Genomic DNA, 17,621 nt, shown 5'->3' on the forward strand with positions numbered 1-17,621 from the left:
TTATTCACCATCCTCTTGCAAAGCTTTTGAGATTGTTTTTACATTATGAAGATACATTCCAATATAGGTTCCTTCTTCTGTTCCTTCTTCACCCATCGCATCGGAATACAATTCTCCGCCAAGACTTACTGTATGTCCTGACTGCTCCGCTCCCTGAATAACAGCTTGTATGGAGCGGTCACTTATGCTGCTTTCTACAAAAACAGATGGGATTTCTCGTTCTGTAAGAAGATTAACGGTTTGCTGAATTTCATTTATCCCTACTTCATCCTCGGTGCTTAAGCCTTGCAAACCGATGACTTCCAGGTCATGCATCCTTCCAAAATACCCGAAAGCATCATGAGCTGTTACCAGTACTCGTTTTTCTTCGTCAATGCTTCCCATTAAGTTTTCTGACTCTTCAATCAGACTGTCCAACTCCTCAAAGTAGGCATTTTTTTGATCCTCCAGCACTTCTTCATCCTCAGGCAGCAGGTCAACAAGCTCTGATGTAGCACTTTCTAATGCTTCTTTCCATAAAGGAACATCAAACCAAATATGTGGATCCACTACTTCGGGATTATCCGCATCAATCAGCAGGTTTTCTTCGTCTAAAGATTCACCAAGTGCAAGAACGGGCTTTGAACCTGATATCTGCTCAAAGATTTCATCCATTTTCCCCTCTAAATGAAGCCCGTTATAAAAAACGATATCTGCGTCCTGCAGGGCATTGATATCGTTTTGAGTGGCCTGATAGGTATGCGGATCAACACCTGGCCCCATAAGTGAAGTTACTTCTACCAGATCTCCCCCTATTTTTGAAATAGAGTCGCCAATTTGAGAGGTGGTTGCCACAACTTTAACTGGGCTTTCACCTGCTTGCTCGTTTTCCTCCCCACAGGCTGTCATTAATCCCCCAACAATCATCAAACCCATCGCAGCACTTAGTTTTTTCATTTTAAATTCCCTCCTGACAGTAAAATTAAGTTTATTATATTGTTCATACACCAAAGTATTCACCTAAGTTATAAAAGTTTCCTTAAGGCAACTTTAATTTATTCACCGCTCTTTGTCAAACGAATTAATTAATTGAAAATTCAATCGTTTCTTGACGCTACTTTTCCTTTTGATGTATAGTATACGTATCGTGTACAGTTGGGTGATTAAGGCTCAGCAGAAACATGATAAAAAAAGGGCTTGGGCACGGTGCTGTGCTTCTTAGTATTAGGAGGATGTTACATGCAGAATGGCAAAGTAAAGTGGTTCAATAACGAAAAGGGATACGGTTTTCTTGAAATTGAAGGCGGGGAAGATGTTTTTGTGCACTTTACAGCTGTCCAGGGAGATGGCTATAAGTCACTCGAAGAAGGTCAGGAAGTATCATTCGACATAGTAGAAGGCAACCGGGGTCCTCAAGCAGCTAATGTGGTTAAGCTATAATTCCATCCTATATTTTAAAAAGCTGACGAATAGTTCGTCAGCTTTTTTTCAGGCGTAATTTAATTTTTAGTAATAAACGAATAGTGAGCTTCCAGCAGTACACCTTTTACCAGCACATTCAGGAAAGGTGCTTGCCATAACGCATTATTTTTTCTCCTATGGTGCACTCCTGGATACAAAAGCGGTGCGCCCTTGTTTTTCCTCTTTCTATTCGGAGCTGTTTTTTAACCAAACAGTCCTTGCAGTATGTTACAAACAACTCATCCACTTCATCAATTACCTTTTTTCTTTCCAATCAAATCAGCTCCTTTCAAAAGATTATATCTCGCTTTTGCTTTTGATCTCGGATCCCTCGAGAGCCTGTGATGCCAGTTTGTCTGCTTCCTTATTGTCATTTCTTCTGATCGCAAGTAAATCCGCCTGAACGGCCATTTTTGTCATTAAAGCCTCTATTTTATCCATCCAGTTGTTTAATTCGTTTTCATAGCACGGCCATTCGCCCTTAAGCTGATTGACAACAACCAGGGAATCACCCAGAAGCTTAATTTTCTGATGCGTAACTCCCAGCTCTCCGCACAGCTGAATCCCTCTGTATAAAGCAGCATATTCTGCTTCATTATTGGAATGCAAATGAGTCAGGAGCAGATTCTCCCGTACTCTGAATTTCTTCTTGCCTTCTGTGTAAGTAAGAACGATTCCGGCACCAGCCATATGAGTGACAGGATTAAAGCTGCCATCAAAATACAATTGAACATCTTTAATTTGGTCTTCCTCTTTAACCAGAAGTTTTTTATACTCTTTCAGGGTCCACGTCTGACCCATGTCATCTTCTATTTTCAGCTCTTTCATTCTTCCTGTTTTTTCTAAATCCTGAATCATTTTAAGTGAAACATCTTCATGAATCCAGTCAGATGAAAAAGCAACGGAAGGAAGGGTCGGGTGCTTGTAGTCAAAATGAAGCTTGATCTCCATAATCGTCTCCTTTCCTGACACTCGCTATTCCTTCATTCTACTCTGATATTGTTCCCCTATGCAAGTAAGGCTATAATAAGTAAATAAAGGAGTGTTCCCATTGATTGAGTTATTTATAGACGGGGCAAGTGCTGGAAACCCGGGGAAAAGCGGTGCAGGTGTTTTTATAAAAAACGGCCAAAACTCGCATAAACACTCTATTCCTCTTGGTGAATTAACCAATCACGAAGCGGAATTTGAGGCGTTGATTCATGGTCTGACATTATGCCTTCCCCTGAAAGATCATATTATTTCGTGCAAGTCAGATTCACAGGCTGTAATCGGTGCAGTTGAAAAGAGGTTTATCCGCAACAAACAATATGCTCATTATCTGAAAAAAATCACGGATCTGACAGATCAATACCCTTTATTTTTTATTAAATGGATTCCAAGTAAAGAAAATAAAGTAGCAGATGAACTTGCCAGAAAAGCCATCTATCTTAACGCGTAAAATCCCTCCGCTCTTTTTCGCTGCGGAGGGATTTTACTTAAATTGAAATTCCTTTTTTTCTGAAATGATCCTCTATTTTATTGCGGGATGTAAGATTCGATTGCGTAATCTCCTCCAGCACCGACATATAAAACCCCGAATCAAAACGGTGCTGCAGTTTCAATGTTACTTCAATAGCGGCCTGTACTTTTGAATCAGCGGCATCTGTATATTTTTTTCCGAAATAAATAAATTTGATTGCTTCATCATCCAGTTTAAATCCTTTTGTATGCAAGTCAGCCAGAAAGTTTTCCAGAGAAGTCATGCCTGACTTCCTGCAAAAGAGCTGTAGCTGTCTAAAAAGCGCCGGACGGTTTTCAGCTCATGTAAATCAATTACTTCATGAACAGCACCTGGAACGCCGGACCATTTATTGTACATGATTTCTGGAAGAGGTACCTCACAGTGTATCGCTGCGAGTTTTCTGGAAAGATGGAGCATATCCATATCCATCTCGATTTTTTTCTGCTGAGATGGGGTGAGTAAATGAAGATTTTCTATGATGCCATCAATAGATTGATGATCACGAATTAATTTAAACGCCGTTTTCTCCCCAATCCCTTTCACACCAGGATATCCGTCACTCGTATCACCCATTAGCCCTTTAACATCTATAAATTGAGAGGGTGTGATGCCGTATTCATCTGTGAATCGTGAATGGGTAAAACGGCTGTATTCTCCATATCCTTTTTTGACCAGCCAAACTTCAACGTGATCATTCAATAGCTGCAGAAGGTCTTTATCCCCGCTGACTATGCTGATTTTAGTTTCTTCATCTGCCTGCTGGGCAATGGTTCCAATGCAGTCATCTGCTTCATAACCGGACACGCCGATGTTCGCAAATGAAAAGTGAGCTGCAATTTCTTTAACGAGATCAAATTGTGGGATCAATTCAATCGGAGCAGCCTGCCGATTAGCTTTATATTGCTCATAAACCTCATTTCGGAAAGTTTGCTGACCCATATCCCAGCAAACTGTCACATGAGTGGGCTGAACCTGTTCGATCGCTGTAAGCGAATGTCTTAAAAAACCTTGTATTGCATTTGTCGGATTGCCGTGACGGTTAATCATAAATTGATTGGATATTGCCGTGGCAAAAAAAGAACGAAATAGTAATGCCATTCCATCAATTAAAAGAATATGTTTTTGATGCATGCCTTGCTCCTTTCACACTTACTTTTTAAAATGAGTTGAATCTCCCAATTCAATTTCGTTGTCGTCGTAGGAAACCCAGTCACTATAACTCCCCGGATATAGTTTTACGTTTTCAAAGCCAGCCTGCTTGAGGGCAATGAAATTGGGGATAGCTGTCACTCCGCTTCCACAATAAACGACAATCGGACGGTCTTTTTCCCAATCTGAAAATCGGTTCGCCTGTTCAGCATCCTTCAGAAAAAAACCTTCGTTAAGACTATCCATCCAATCCCGGTGTATCGCTCCAGGAATATGGCCTGCTACTCTGTCAATGGGTTCATTTTGACCAATGTAGCGGTCATAGGAACGCGAATCGATTAAGATGGAAGTGGACTGACCTCTTACGATTTGTTTAATTTCCTCTATATCTGTCTGCCATTCATCTTTTATATTTAAGGAAAACGTTCCGGCTGCAGGAGACGGCACCTCGGTGGCCAGTGGTAGTCCCTGCGCCGTCCATTCTTTAAAGCCTCCGTTTAAAATAAAGACATTCTCCAGACCGTAATAGCGCAAAAGCCACCATAGCCGGGCTGCAAAGGCGCCTTCTCCTCCATCGTAGATGACAACAGTGGAGTGATTGGAAATACCAGCCCGCTCCGCCGTTTTTTGAAATACTTCCTTTGAGGGGAGCGGATGGCGTCCACCATGTTTTTGCGGTGGGCCTGACAAATCATTGTTCAGATGAAAGTAAACCGCACCAGGAAGATGCCCTTCGAGGTATTGTTCCCATCCGGAATCTGGCTCTGACAAAGAAAATCTGCAATCTGCTATCACTGTATTTCCCTCTAAGTTTTCCATCAGCCACGCTGCTGTCACAGTATAACCCATGTTAGTTACCCCCCTTGTTTTTCTATTAACTTTTTAATATGGGATTTTGGTTCCCAGCAATTAAATTTATATTCGGGCCTCGTTTCAAAACCGAGCCGCCTGCAGCGGTAGATCATTCCACCTTTTGATTTTAATGCTTCAAAATGCACACAGGTGGCACAAGCATGAAAATCCCTGCTCATATATCAAAACTCCTTTTATGGATAGCTTCTAATGACTTTTTCCACTCCTCCATTACTTCCTGAGATTGATACCCGCTCAGCTGACCTTCTATTTGCTCGAAAAGATCTTCTCTCCATCTAGTATACAGTTCTTTTCCGGCGGCGGAAAGATGAAGGTCTATCCAATTCTCTATTCTTGTTTTTTGATCAGAAAGGAGCTTTTTACCTTCTCTTTTTAATCGTTCCTCTAAAAGCTCTCTAATGATTTGCTTTTGATTTTTTTCAAAGAACAATCTCGTATTTTTAAATGCTGCTAATTCTTTTTTAAAGTCTGCTGGTGCAAATTCAGTAAACAGCGGAGAAAATGACAGAAGCTCCATTTCCTTTATCTTCATTGAAGGCTTTAACTCATCTGGCAACAAAGCCTCAACTTTACTCCACTCCAGTTCCAGCTGTTCTTTTAATTGTCTCTTAATATATTGGGCGATCCTGTGATTCACGACCTTTAATTCCTGAGAGAAATCATAACCCAGGCTATTTAAAAGTGAGCTTGTTGCTTTGTTCAGCGCTTTTGCAGCAGCATGATCTGCAAATAAAGTCGGATGAAAAGATTCCTTGAAAAAATCAGTAAATCGAAAAAACACACGCTGCTCCATGTAGATAAATAATTCATCCAGCTCCTGGTTAATACGGGAATGAACGCCATTCAAATCAGGCTGGCTAAATTGTTCTGCAATTTTTTCTTTTGCTTGTGCAAGCTGATTTATTTTCAGTTCTTTTTGAAGCGAGTCCTGCTCGGCATTTTCTATTATTTTTTTAAGTTGATGAACCGTTTTCTCTGTGTTTACGTGAGCAGTTTTTACGGCCATCCCTACTAAATCGTTTTGTAAAAACGAGTGAAATGATTGATTAAAAGAATCAATTCCCGACTTTTCAGATACAGATGGTCTGCTGCTGACTGCCTGCTGACTGGAAACACCAAAAATCCTGGGATGTCTTATGCCGAAATTGATCAGCTGGTTTTTCATATACGTTATTACCTGGTTTTTTTCTTCCTCTGATTCCGCAAGATCAACCGCATTGACGATAAAAAACATCTTATCGAGTTCAAAGCTATCCTTTACTCTTCCAAGCTGAATCAAAAATTCCCTGTCTGCTCTGGCAAAAGCATGATTGTAATAGGTGACAAACAGAACTGCGTCTGCACGGCGGATATACTCAAAAGATACATCAGTATGCCTGGCGTTTATGGAATCAGCCCCTGGTGTATCAACAATAGTGACTCCTTTATCAGAAATTGTGGAATCCAGATAATAATCGATCGCCTCTACAAAGCAGGATTGTTCTTCCTTCGCCACATAATCTTCAAATTCTGATTGATCAACAATGCGTGCTGAATTAAGATGATTCTTTAATTGCGGCCAGCCTGAATGAAAAGCTTTAAGAAAATTAATTTTTGCATCCATATTGGATTCTTTTTTCTCACAAGCCTCCGGTACTTCTTTGTATGCCTGCTCAAGGCTTTGCGGATTCATTTCAAGTTCGCGGAAGATGAGCTGCAAATCTTCAAGCAGATCCTTTTCCTTTTTAAAATAAACTTTTACCGTTCCATTTGGAAAAGACGCCGATGCCGGCTTAATTCGATTAATGGAAGCCGTCGTTGGATTAGGAGAGACAGGAAGCACTTTTCTTCCAAGCAAAGCGTTAGCAAATGATGATTTACCAGCACTAAACGCCCCAAAAAGAGCAACTGTAAAATCCTTGTTTTTAATCTTATCCATACTGGTTAAAAGATGCTCATGCTGTCTGGTAAACCCTTTAAGACCTGCAAGTTCTTTTGCGGCAACCTCCAGATTATGGAGAACAATATCTTCGTCTAACGCCTCACCGATGCGTTTTTCTTCAGGTGATGGATTGATCATCGGTTTTTCTTCTGAAGTCTCCTGAAACGTATTTAGGTCGGAAACCTGAGTCATGTTCTTCAGTTCCATTTCCCAGTCATTTACCCATGATGTAATTAACGCGCTCTCGTTTGACGGTTGAAGAGTAGTAAGACGTTTAAGCTGATCTTCTATTTTCATAATCGTTCTAAGAGCATTTGCCTTTTGAAGAATAATGTCGGATTTTGTTTCGGATCCACCTAGATAATCCTCTATCTCATCAGAATGTCTTTGAAGAATCTTTTCTTTAATTTCTTCAATACGCTGTTTCGCCTGTTTTTGAATGTGGTCAGATAAATCGCTGCAATAATTCAGAAGTGCTTCACCGTTTATTTCTGCACCGGGTTTTATTCGGCTTTTTACAAACGGAGCATCTATTTTGAAACTGAGCAGTTCGATATTTTCCTCAATTTCCCGGTCTTTTATGCCTGCATTTTTTAAGAATGAATGGCAGATGTTTTTTAAATGCCAGTCAAGCTGCTGCATGACCGTCTTGTTTAAAAGATTGACAAAATCTTCTTCACGCTTCATTTTTTCCTCTGCTGTTTTCTTCGATGAAAAGAAAAATCCCATTTTAAACGACTGTTCGTTGGCTTCTAAATACCGTCCTGCTTTTTCTCTGACATCAGAAGGCATTAAATAAGCTGATTGGATAACCTGGTCTCTCTTTTTATTAAATTTATGTTCCCAGTCATCAATCGTAAAAACCTGATCCTTATTTTTAAATTCTTTTTCAGCTTCCAGTATTTCTTCCCGGCTTCCCGTTTTTTTTAACGACAAAAAGTCCTCATATGTATCCATCATCTGATCAAGCTGATCAGTTAAAAATGACTCATGCTCTCTTTTTAGCAATTTGAGTGAGGAAGATGCAGTAAGGATCATCATTTTATCTTTGTTTTCGATTATATTATTTATTTCTGCTCGTATATCACTTAACTGATTAAAGGGGTGGCTGTGCTCTTTTAAAGAGGTGTAATAAAATGCATGAGGATTAGCCTCTCCTTTTCTGAACGCCTCCTCATTCAGTTTTTTAAAGGTTTCAAACGTAAGCTCTTCCTCATTATGTTTATCAATTTGATTGACGATGGCATGAACCGGTCTATAAGCAGACATATTCCGGATCCAGTCAAAATTCAGCTGCGACTGAACATGGTTGTAATCCATGACGTAAAAAATCAGATCAGCAATATGTATGGCAGAATCAGTCGCTTGCTTATGAAGATCATCCACTGAATCTATTCCCGGTGTATCTAAAACTGTCACCCCTTGAGGAACGGATGAATGCTCTCTGTATAAATCAATTCTTTTAATATCCCGTCCGTTCTTACCAAGCTTCAAAATAGTTGACTCATCTAAAGGGGGCATAAGCTGAATCTTTTTTTGATCGAGCATAGTCAGGATTACATTTTTCGATTCTCCTGTATGAATCGCCACCAGATTTGCACTTGTAGGGATAGGGCTTGAGGGAAGAAGGTTTTCCCCCATAAGTGAATTGATCATCGCCGATTTGCCTGCAGAAAAATGTCCGCAAAACCCAACAACCAATTCATCATTATAAAGTTTGTGAGCCAGACGCTTCGTCTTTTGAGCAGTAAATTCATCCTGGTGATCGGTGCAAATCGACCAAAATTGAGCTAACTGATTTAAGATATCTTTCTTCTCATCCATATATACCGCTTCCATTCTTATCTTTTTCCTAATCGCTTTTAGTGTACTAGATTTTTGCTGCAAATCCTATGTAAGCAGTAAATTTATGTATGCCCACATTATAAGTAAACTGAATGGCTGAGTCTTTTTCAACTTTACATGAAGAAATAAAGTGAAAGTTTTTATAGACATTTAGATCAATTGTCATGGTATAATATAACTAGAAAACATTCGGAGGTGCTACATGATCGCGACCAAAACAGTCACAAATACATTGAATGGAACGATTCATTCTTTAAAATCTGTCATTCCTCTTCCCGTGGTCATTAAAAAGCCTATTTTGATTGATCACCCATATGAGCAGCAAAAAGTCGGAGTGATGATCGGCATGACCGGTGAAGTAAGGGGGCGGATACTGATCGATGGTGAAGAAGATGATTTTAGTGCATTAGGAAGCCGAATGTTTGGAATGATGCTTGAAGGTGATATGCTGCTTTCTTTCATCGGTGAGTTCGGTAATATGATTGCGGGCACTCTTGCCACATCGATTTCGAGCACTGGAGCTGAACTCGACATTACCCCTCCTACAGTCATGAGTGGAAAAACAAAATTATACGGCTTTACTAAAGCAATTCTTCTCCCTTTTTCCATTGATACAGTGGGTGAATTTTCAATATTGGTAGCTATACAAGATAAATAAAAATCTACATGAGCAAAAGCCAATCGATGTTGTTGGCTTTTGCTCATGTTCAGTTAAAGTGAAAGCATTATTGAATAACTGTTACTTAAAAGCCGTGTATGGTCATTCCGCCATCAACAAACAAAGTTTGACCGGTTACATAACTTCCCGCTTCGGACACAAAAAAGAGGGCGGGACCAATCAATTCTTTTAGCTGTCCTACCCTGTTTAAAGGTGTTACAGCAAGAATATCTTTCAAATACTTTTCATCAGACAACAGCTTTTCTGTTAAAGGGGTATCGAAATACCAAGGCCCAATGGAATTTACACGTATTCCATCTTTTCCCCACTCAAATGCTAAAATTTTCGTCATTTGAATCAAAGCGGCTTTAGATGCACCATAAGCTACTCCCGTTCGCAAGGCTGTTTGTCCCGCAACAGAAGAAACCGATAAAATACTTCCACCGGTCCACTGTTCTTTCATCACTTTTCCTACCTCCTGAGACATCATAAAAGCAGATTTAAGATTGGTGTCCATTATAGTATTCCACTCAGAATCTGTAACATCCTCCGCTTTTGAACGTATATTCATGCCTGCATTGTTAATGAGAATATCGATTCTGCCGCTTTTTTTTCTAATTTGCCCAATTGCCTGATGAATGTGTTCGCGGTCCGTCACGTCAACAGTGAGATAGTACGCTTTGCCGCCCCTATCCTTGATTTGGCGGGCTGTTTCTTTTAATTCTTTTTCAGTACGTGAAAGCAGAATCACTTCTGCACCAGCTTCAGCCAGTCCTGCTGCCAGGGCTTTGCCGATGCCTCTTCCTGCTCCTGTCACTATTGCAGTTTTACCGGTCAAAGCAAAAGAAGGTAATTCCATCGTGAATCTCCTTTCATTTACAAAGAATAGATCCTGGAGTATTTTTCAGTCAGATAATCAATTAAATATTGCGCGTTAAGTCCTTCACCGGTTGTTTCTTTTATAATTTCCAAAGGTTTTTTCATCTTGCCGTAGCGATGAACATTCGTGCTCATCCACTCTTTAATCGGTTTAATATTCCCTTGAGATAGCAGTTCGTCAAATTCCGGGAGATCTTTTTTCATCGCATGCTTAAACTGTGCAGCATACATATATCCCAGTGCATAGGATGGAAAGTATCCGAACGCTCCGCCTGACCAGTGCACATCCTGAAGAACTCCTTGCGCATCATTTTGGGGTACAATGCCCAGATATTCTTTATACTTTGCATTCCATATTTCCGGAAGATTTTCCACTTCTATGTCACCATTGATCAGTCCTTTTTCAATCTCATATCTGATCATTATATGTAATGTATAGGTTAATTCATCTGCATCTACACGAATGAGAGACGGCTTAGATTCATTAATGGAGCGGACAAATTCTTGGAGGGGAATCTGTTCAAACTGTCCATCGGAATATTCTTTTAATAAATCATAATAACGGCTCCAAAATGCCTCTTGTCTCCCTATGAAATTTTCAAAAAACAATGATTGAGATTCATGAATACCCATTGATGTTCCGCTGCATAAAGGAGTGCCAATTAAATCTTCGCTAATGTTTTGCTCATACAATGCATGACCGCATTCGTGAATCGTTCCAAAAATGGCGCTCCTGAAATCACCTTCATCGTATCTGGTTGTCACTCTGACATCCCCGGGGTTTAACCCTGTGGCGAAAGGATGTACCGCTTCATCTAGCCTGCCTGCCTCAAAATCATAGCCAAGTTCTTCAAGCATCTTTAAGCTGAATTGTTTTTGTGCGTGCTTTGGAAAATGATTAAAAATAAAAGAGGTGTCCGGCTTATTTGGTGAATCCTGTATTTTCTTTACAAGAGGCACCACTGCCTCTCTGACCTGCGCAAAAACACGATCGAGAATATCGACTGTTACTCCCGGTTCAAACCGGTCCAAAAGGGTATTATATGGATTTCCTTCATAACCCCAGTACTGTACAAACCTTCTGTTGGCTTTGACCAGTTTTTCTAAATAGGGCTTGAATAATGAAAAATCAGATTTCTCTCTGGCTTCTTCCCACACACTTTCTGCTTTTGATTGAAGAATCACATATTCTCTAAATTCGTCACCCGGAATTTTTTTATTTCGCTCATATTCCTCCTGGCATTCCTCTAAGGTTTTCACTGTAATATCACTTAGCTGATCCTTATGTGAAGAGAGGCCTGCTACAAAAGAAGCCATTTCATCTGAAGTGGATAAATCAAATAATTCTCCGGATAAGGTGCCGATAACCTGCGATCGCTGATCTACAGCTTTTTTAGGAGCACCCGTCCTCAAATCCCAGAAAATTAACCCCAAGGCTTCTTCATAAGCCTGCATTTTGTTTACATATGTAAGAAACTCTTTTTCCATCTTTTTCGTTTCCATCATCTTCCCCCTTTTCTTTCGTACCGAACCATTTTATCATATTTTTCAGAATTGAAGGGAAACATTTGCTCAAGTCCGAATGGCGTTCAAAGACCATCTGCAAGTCAACACAAAAAAGAGCCTGGGACAAAAGTGTCTCAAGCTCTACGACTGGTTCACTTCGCTTCAGGGGGACGCTTTCCGCAGGGACGGCACTGAGCCCTCAGGCTTTGCCTTGCGGGGTCTCAAGCAACCGTCATATCCTGCAGAGAGTCGCCACCTTCTGCTCAGTTCACCTACTACTATTTTTAAATATATCGTCATTTTTAAACTTTTTTGAGTTTTGTTAAAGCCTCAAGTGATGATCGTCTTATTTAACTTTAAACTTGCCCTGCTCCCTTAACCTTTAATGATTAGCGGCTTGACCGGAAGTATATGTTCAATTTCATGCAGCCATTTCTGATCTTCATCACTTAAAAACAGGTGAACCTCTCCTGCATCAGATGACGTTCTGATTAATCGGCCGATTCCTTGCTGCAGTCTGAGCAGCATATAAGGAAGGTCCACTTCGTTAACAGGGTCTGAGGTATGATTTCTCTTCGCTTCGAATACTGGATCCTGAGGAGGAAAAGGAAGCGAATCTATAATGACTTGACTAAGGCTGTCACCGGGAATATCAAGCCCTTCCCAAAGATGATAAGAAGACAGAATACTTGAGTGGTCATGTTGAAATTTTTCTACCAGGGTGCTGATCTCTTCATCACCTTCATAATAAAGGGAAGTTTCCTCTCCTAATTCGTGCGCGTAGCCATAGCGGTAAAGCTCCTGATCCTCTTTTGTGTTAAATAATATCAAACTTCCGTGCGGATGACTTTCAAGCAGCTTTGTCTGCTTTTCGCCTTTTTCAAATTCATCAACAAGATGAATCTTTACGTTCATTGTATTTGAGTAATCAAAGGGCGACGATACACTGAAAGAGTCAAATTGATCAATTCCCAGACTTTTAGCAAGATATGAAAAATCCTCTTTGACTGAAAGAGTTGCAGATGAAAAGATGGTAGGAATTTTTTTGGAAAATACTTCTTCACGCAAGATATCCTCGACCAGTCTCGGCATAATGACGAGCGTTTCATCATCTGCCGCTTCTTCAAGCCATATGATGGCGCCATCATCATCCAGTAATAATTTGAGTGAAAATAATACCAGCTCTAGATATTCTTCTACAATTTTCAAATCATACTCATCAATCACATACAGTTCGGATTCAAAAACGAGCTCTTCAAGAAGCTGATCTATACTTCCCTTAAGCTTTCTGGAGTTGGTTAATACTTCTTCATGTCTGTGAATAGCCCGGCGTTCCGAAACACTTTCATGATCTGCGTGCTTGCTGATGGAAGCAAACCACTCGTCATGCTGCTCCACGATGCGATCGATTAAATACAGCGTTTTTTCCCGGATATCATTGCTTGTCAGTTTATCCAGAATGATAGATAAATTGGAAAGTGACGTCCGGTATGTCAGCGCTTTTTGAGCGGCAAATTCCAGCAGATGGCCTTCATCAAACACCACAGCGCTTGCTTCAGGAAGAAGAGGCAATTGTCCTTCTCTTTTTCTGGCATCCTTCGTCCAGATATGTTCCATATAAAAGTCATGGGAACAAATAATTAAATCACCTGCTGAACGGTAATGCTCACGATTTAAGGTCTGCCCGCACCGGTGGCGTACATCACATGATAAACAATCCTGGAGGGAATCCCAGTTGATCTGCTTCCACTGATCATCATCCAGATATGGAAATTCTTTGCGGTCACCGTAAGGGTAAAAAGAACTCATGGAACCTTTGCCGTAAACGAAGTCAGGTATCTGCTCATACACTTCATCAAGTTCTTCATCGTCACTTTTCGAAGTAGTTTTATCTAATTTTTTCAAGCATAAATACTGTTCTCTTGACTTGGCAAGTCTGACGTCTACTGTGAGACCAAGAAGCTCCTCCAGCTTATGGATATCCCCTGTTTTTTTCACCAGCTGCTCAATTAATGTTTCATCAGAGCACGCTATGATCGCTGGCTTGCCGGTATATCTAGCATAAGGGATGGCATATAGCAGGTACGCTAATGTTTTGCCAGTGCCAACACCCGCTTCTGCAAACATGATCGACTTCTTTTTAAATGCCTGCTCTAGCTGAAAAGCCATAAAGATTTGTTCATCCCTTAACTCAAGACCTTTTTCGGGTAAAATATCGTAAAATACGTCCCCGATCCAGTCTCCTAAGGCCTCGTAAAAAGATTGATCACTCGTCAGTGGAAAAGGCAATGATTTTGTCTTCAACTTCGCGTTCCCCTTTCTGTTCCATTCACATCATTAAAACAGCAAGAAAGACATGCAGTTCTTCAGCATGTCAGTCCCGGAAATTCTATTGATTAAGACTCTTTTCTAGGTGGTCTTGTGCCCCAGTATTGATAGTAATCTGTCCGGATAAAACCATTGAAGAGTTTTCGTTTTTTCGTTGCAGGCTTTCCGTACAGGTTTTCAAAAGAAGGATGTGAAGTAATGATGTACTTGGACCATGTTGGGTACTTTTCAAATGCTTCTCCCATTTCTCTGTACATCGTTTCAACCGCTTCTTCCTCACCGATCCGTTCGCCATATGGCGGATTTCCGACAATTACACCGTAATCCCGGGAAGCAGTAAAATCTTTTACCTGCATTTGCTTAAATTGAATAAGGTCACCAAGGCCTGCTTCTATTGCATTTTCTTTTGCAATCTCCACCATGCTGTGATCAATGTCTGTCGCGTAAATTTCCAGCGGCTGATCATAATTGGCTTGTGATTCAGCTTCCAGACGAACCTTATCCCACAAATCTTTCGGAATAATCGGCCATTCTTCAGAGATAAAGTCCCTGTTAAATCCAGGTGCAATATTCTGCCCAATTAATGCAGCTTCTATTGCAATGGTGCCTGATCCGCAAAAAGGATCATGAAATGGACGGTCAGGCCTCCAGTTGGTCAGCTGAACTAGGGCTGCAGCCATCGTTTCCTTTAGCGGCGCTTCTCCCTGTCCAACCCGGTACCCCCGTTTATGAAGACCTGCTCCACTTGTATCAATGGTTAATGTTGCTACGTCATTGCGAATCGCAATTTCTATTTTATAGGAAGGTCCGGATTCATCCAAAAAGCTCATGCGCTTATAAGAAGATTTTAATTTTTCAACAATCGCTTTTTTAACAATGGCCTGGCAATCCGGCACACTGTATAATTGTGATTTAATAGATTTTCCAGATACAGGGAATGCAGCATCAACAGGCAGGAGCTGATCCCACGGAAGAGCTTTTGTTTGTTCAAACAGCTGATCAAATGAATAAACTTTAAATTCTCCCATCACAATCTTCACTCTGTCTGCTGTCCGCAGCCACAAATTTGAACGGACGATTGCTTCTTCGTCCCCTTCATACATAATCTTTCCGTTTTCTACTGTAGTTTTGTAGCCCAGGTTCTGTACTTCTTTAGCTACCACTGCTTCAAGACCCATAGCTGCTGTAGCGATTAATTTATATGTGGTCATTTCGTCACCCTCTATTTATATACTTCCATTACGCGCCTAATTTTTATGGTCCGAGTATTGCCGTATCAATAAAAAAAGGGCAGACCCGCATTTTTAAATGAATGGTCATGCCCTTGAACGTTCTTAGGTTACTGCAAGAATTGGTGCAACCAATCATGATGATCTGTAAGCCATGTTTTGTTGCCTTGTACTTCAAGCACGCAAAAGCGCTCGTACACAGGTGGCAATCATCTATCTATCAGCAAATCAGCTGATCCTTCCCTTTGTTCATTTCCTCAGGGAAAGTGCCCCTACCATAGTTTGAGTTTCTCACTCGTGGGGTTTACCTCGTTCCACTTTCATCATTTCTGATGAAACTACGTCACTGTGGCACTTTCAAGAGATGCATACCATATTCAATAGAACTTAGGTATCCTCTCTGCCGTCAAACCGGTCTGACCGGAATGCCCCCGCTTATTTTTTCGCGAGGCACGAACACTACAGGCATCTCAGCACCGTGTGAGCATGGACTTTCCTCTATAGCTTGCGCTACAGCAATTGCCCGAACATCATGATCGATTCGCCAAGATTTAATTATACACGAAAAAAAAACGGACTGCAAGCTGTTTTAATAAATACACGTGCATCCGTTATTTATGTATCCTATTGATCTTCGTACAGCTTTCTGCCGAATACTTCTTTTTCCAGGTTCGAAAGCCTTTTTAATATATCAAAATTTGTGGTTCCGGTGTTCGGTGCCTGATGCTGGACAGCTGACCGTTTTGGCGATTCTGAGGTTTGCTGCTTCAAACGATTATTTTCGTTTTCCAGCGCCTCAATTCTTTCATGAAAAGCTTCGTAATCTTTTATGATCTGATCCAGAAAAGCATCCACTTCTTCAGGTTTATAGCCTCTCATAGCCGTTTTAAATTCACGCTCAAGTATTTCCTTTGCTGTAAGCTGAGCAATGTTTTCTTTCATTTATCTCTCACCTCTGCTATCTATTGCACTTTATTCATTTTTTCAAAAAGAACGGGAAATGTCAATCGACAATCGATGAATCTTTATCCAATTGATCTTCCTCCACCAGCCATTGCAGGTCCTGAAAATTTATTTGCGTCACACTATACTCGTTGATTTTACTCCAATCACGAGCCATTTCCCATAAAAATTTAGGGGAGCCTTCTTTTTCTTCATCATAAATCATCAACAGGCCATCTGATTTGGTCAGATGAAATAGATTTTTGTTTTTTAGCTGCTGGGGATTTTGATAGGGCTTTTTAGATATTGCGTCAACAAAGTCAGCTTCAAGCACAACCTGCTGATACATCTCTTGATTATTTTCGTTCCATTTCTCCTCATGTTTTTCAAAAGCAGTAAGAATGGCGAGCTTTAACTCTGGGAAACGGTCTTTAAGCTCAATCACAACTTCTGCAGCCCACATTTCGACACCAAGCTGTCCCGACACTAATACCCATTCGAGCCCTTCTCCCACTTTTGCTTCAATATGCTGTTTTATGGCTTTTTTTATTATTTTTACTGCAGGATCCGATTGTTTATAAATTCCAATCTCATGCGATTTATATCCCGACACCGTTAAGATTTTCATAACTGTCAACACCCTTAGCATAATATGATGAACGGTAAAAGCGACTGGTTTATAAGCCAGCCGCCAATGGTTCAAAAATCTTATATACCTTTAGAAAGGTCTGTTGCACATAAATTGCTGATTTGCTACAGTTTGTTCTGCGTTCATAGTCTGCGGGAAATAGTGCTTATGCTGATAGATCTGATGATTTACATTTGTAATTTGAATCGGGTGGATATGTGGAACTTCAATGATTTCCGTCGAATGATTCGTACAACACATAGTTGGATGCACGATCGGCGGACAAATTCTTCTTCTACAATGCACGTTTGCTCCCCCTTCCCTGGTTATCGTTAAATAACCTTCGTTTCTATAGAATATGAAGGAAAGGAGGGTTTGACCTATGCGAAACGCTCATTTATTGTAAAGTTGTCAGTTGATCACCAATTGTTGAAAAAACAAAAGCCGTGACTCCAATAAGCAAGAAAAACAAAACTAAAATGAATCTTCTCATAATTTCAACCCCATTAAGTTCTATACATTTATATTACAATTGTTTAGACGCTGACTCAACCGGATATGATCTAAATTAAATTGAACGTTTTGTGAACTTTTCCTGAAACCAGAGGATAAATTTGTCGAGCAGGAAGAAAAATATGCTTATTTTGTCGTACCCAGGGATGAAGATTTTAGCGAAAACATGAGAATTATGCGCTTGCCCGGGAAATGATGAAAAGAGA

Annotated in this window: 17 protein-coding genes and 1 other RNA gene; 3 read left to right on the plus strand and 15 right to left on the minus strand. The window is 40.5% G+C overall.

The features are described 5' to 3' along the window. Positions 1-936, minus strand: coding sequence for a metal ABC transporter solute-binding protein, Zn/Mn family (locus tag ACQCT8_RS12750; protein ID WP_426871687.1), 936 nt, complete (start codon positions 934-936; stop codon positions 1-3). A 282-nt stretch (positions 937-1,218) separates the two neighbouring features. Here ACQCT8_RS12750 and cspD point away from each other — a divergent pair, with 282 nt between their 5' ends. Continuing rightward, entirely contained in the window at positions 1,219-1,419 is a 201-nt protein-coding gene (gene cspD / locus ACQCT8_RS12755; protein ID WP_278239292.1) for a cold-shock protein CspD, read from the plus strand. Between the two features lie 118 nt (positions 1,420-1,537). On the opposite strand, the gene ACQCT8_RS12760 is transcribed toward cspD, so the two are convergent. Both ACQCT8_RS12760 and ACQCT8_RS12765 read right to left on the minus strand, forming a co-directional pair. Further along, positions 1,538-1,714 carry a zinc-finger domain-containing protein gene (locus ACQCT8_RS12760; protein ID WP_278239293.1) on the minus strand — a complete coding sequence of 59 codons (177 nt, stop codon included), beginning with the start codon at positions 1,712-1,714 and terminating at the stop codon, positions 1,538-1,540. Positions 1,715-1,737: 23 nt separating this feature from the next. Beyond that, entirely contained in the window at positions 1,738-2,391 is a 654-nt protein-coding gene (locus ACQCT8_RS12765; RefSeq protein ID WP_426871690.1) for a reverse transcriptase-like protein, read from the minus strand. Between the two features lie 100 nt (positions 2,392-2,491). Here ACQCT8_RS12765 and ACQCT8_RS12770 point away from each other — a divergent pair, with 100 nt between their 5' ends. Then, a complete protein-coding gene (locus ACQCT8_RS12770; RefSeq protein ID WP_426871691.1) occupies positions 2,492-2,881 on the plus strand; it encodes a reverse transcriptase-like protein in 390 nt (129 codons plus the stop codon). 37 nt (positions 2,882-2,918) lie between these two features. On the opposite strand, the gene ACQCT8_RS12775 is transcribed toward ACQCT8_RS12770, so the two are convergent. From ACQCT8_RS12775 to ACQCT8_RS12790, 4 genes are all read right to left on the minus strand, one after another. Continuing rightward, a complete protein-coding gene (locus ACQCT8_RS12775) occupies positions 2,919-3,185 on the minus strand; it encodes a DUF6123 family protein (protein WP_426871693.1) in 267 nt (88 codons plus the stop codon). Further along, entirely contained in the window at positions 3,182-4,075 is an 894-nt protein-coding gene (locus ACQCT8_RS12780; protein WP_426871695.1) for a 5'-3' exonuclease, read from the minus strand. Before ACQCT8_RS12780 ends, ACQCT8_RS12775 begins: the two co-directional genes overlap by 4 nt. Positions 4,076-4,093: 18 nt before the next feature. Then, entirely contained in the window at positions 4,094-4,942 is an 849-nt protein-coding gene (locus ACQCT8_RS12785) for a sulfurtransferase (protein ID WP_426871697.1), read from the minus strand. A 178-nt stretch (positions 4,943-5,120) separates the two neighbouring features. Then, positions 5,121-8,711, minus strand: a complete 3,591-nt coding sequence (locus ACQCT8_RS12790; RefSeq protein WP_426871699.1) for a dynamin family protein — start codon at positions 8,709-8,711, stop codon at positions 5,121-5,123. A gap of 223 nt (positions 8,712-8,934) precedes the next feature. On the opposite strand from ACQCT8_RS12790, the gene ACQCT8_RS12795 reads away from it, so the two are divergent. Beyond that, positions 8,935-9,390 (plus strand): chemotaxis protein CheX, encoded by a 456-nt coding sequence (locus tag ACQCT8_RS12795; protein ID WP_426871701.1) that lies wholly within the window; start codon positions 8,935-8,937, stop codon positions 9,388-9,390. Positions 9,391-9,475: 85 nt separating this feature from the next. On the opposite strand, the gene ACQCT8_RS12800 is transcribed toward ACQCT8_RS12795, so the two are convergent. The 8 genes from ACQCT8_RS12800 to ACQCT8_RS12835 all read right to left on the minus strand — a co-directional run bounded on the left by ACQCT8_RS12800 (position 9,476) and on the right by ACQCT8_RS12835 (position 17,208). Continuing rightward, on the minus strand, positions 9,476-10,249 hold the full coding sequence (locus ACQCT8_RS12800; RefSeq protein WP_426871703.1) for an SDR family NAD(P)-dependent oxidoreductase: 774 nt from the start codon (positions 10,247-10,249) through the stop codon (positions 9,476-9,478). A gap of 17 nt (positions 10,250-10,266) precedes the next feature. Beyond that, positions 10,267-11,775 carry a carboxypeptidase M32 gene (locus ACQCT8_RS12805; protein ID WP_426871705.1) on the minus strand — a complete coding sequence of 503 codons (1,509 nt, stop codon included), beginning with the start codon at positions 11,773-11,775 and terminating at the stop codon, positions 10,267-10,269. Between the two features lie 375 nt (positions 11,776-12,150). Beyond that, the gene (locus tag ACQCT8_RS12810; protein WP_426871707.1) at positions 12,151-14,079 is read right to left on the minus strand and encodes an ATP-dependent DNA helicase; all 1,929 of its coding nucleotides are present in this window, start codon (positions 14,077-14,079) and stop codon (positions 12,151-12,153) included. Between the two features lie 92 nt (positions 14,080-14,171). Next, entirely contained in the window at positions 14,172-15,314 is a 1,143-nt protein-coding gene (locus ACQCT8_RS12815) for a THUMP domain-containing class I SAM-dependent RNA methyltransferase (protein ID WP_426871709.1), read from the minus strand. A 161-nt stretch (positions 15,315-15,475) separates the two neighbouring features. After that, an RNA gene (rnpB, locus tag ACQCT8_RS12820) (RNase P RNA component class B) lies at positions 15,476-15,863 on the minus strand. A 93-nt stretch (positions 15,864-15,956) separates the two neighbouring features. Continuing rightward, positions 15,957-16,274 (minus strand): cell division regulator GpsB, encoded by a 318-nt coding sequence (gpsB, locus tag ACQCT8_RS12825; RefSeq protein WP_426871711.1) that lies wholly within the window; start codon positions 16,272-16,274, stop codon positions 15,957-15,959. Between the two features lie 61 nt (positions 16,275-16,335). Next, a complete protein-coding gene (locus ACQCT8_RS12830; RefSeq protein ID WP_426871713.1) occupies positions 16,336-16,902 on the minus strand; it encodes a DUF1273 domain-containing protein in 567 nt (188 codons plus the stop codon). A 90-nt stretch (positions 16,903-16,992) separates the two neighbouring features. Then, positions 16,993-17,208 carry a CotD family spore coat protein gene (locus ACQCT8_RS12835; RefSeq protein WP_278239307.1) on the minus strand — a complete coding sequence of 72 codons (216 nt, stop codon included), beginning with the start codon at positions 17,206-17,208 and terminating at the stop codon, positions 16,993-16,995. Positions 17,209-17,621 lie beyond the last annotated feature (413 nt).

The sequence above is a fragment of the Jeotgalibacillus proteolyticus genome (assembly GCF_050107735.1).
GTDB lineage: Bacteria > Bacillota > Bacilli > Bacillales > Jeotgalibacillaceae > Jeotgalibacillus > Jeotgalibacillus proteolyticus_A.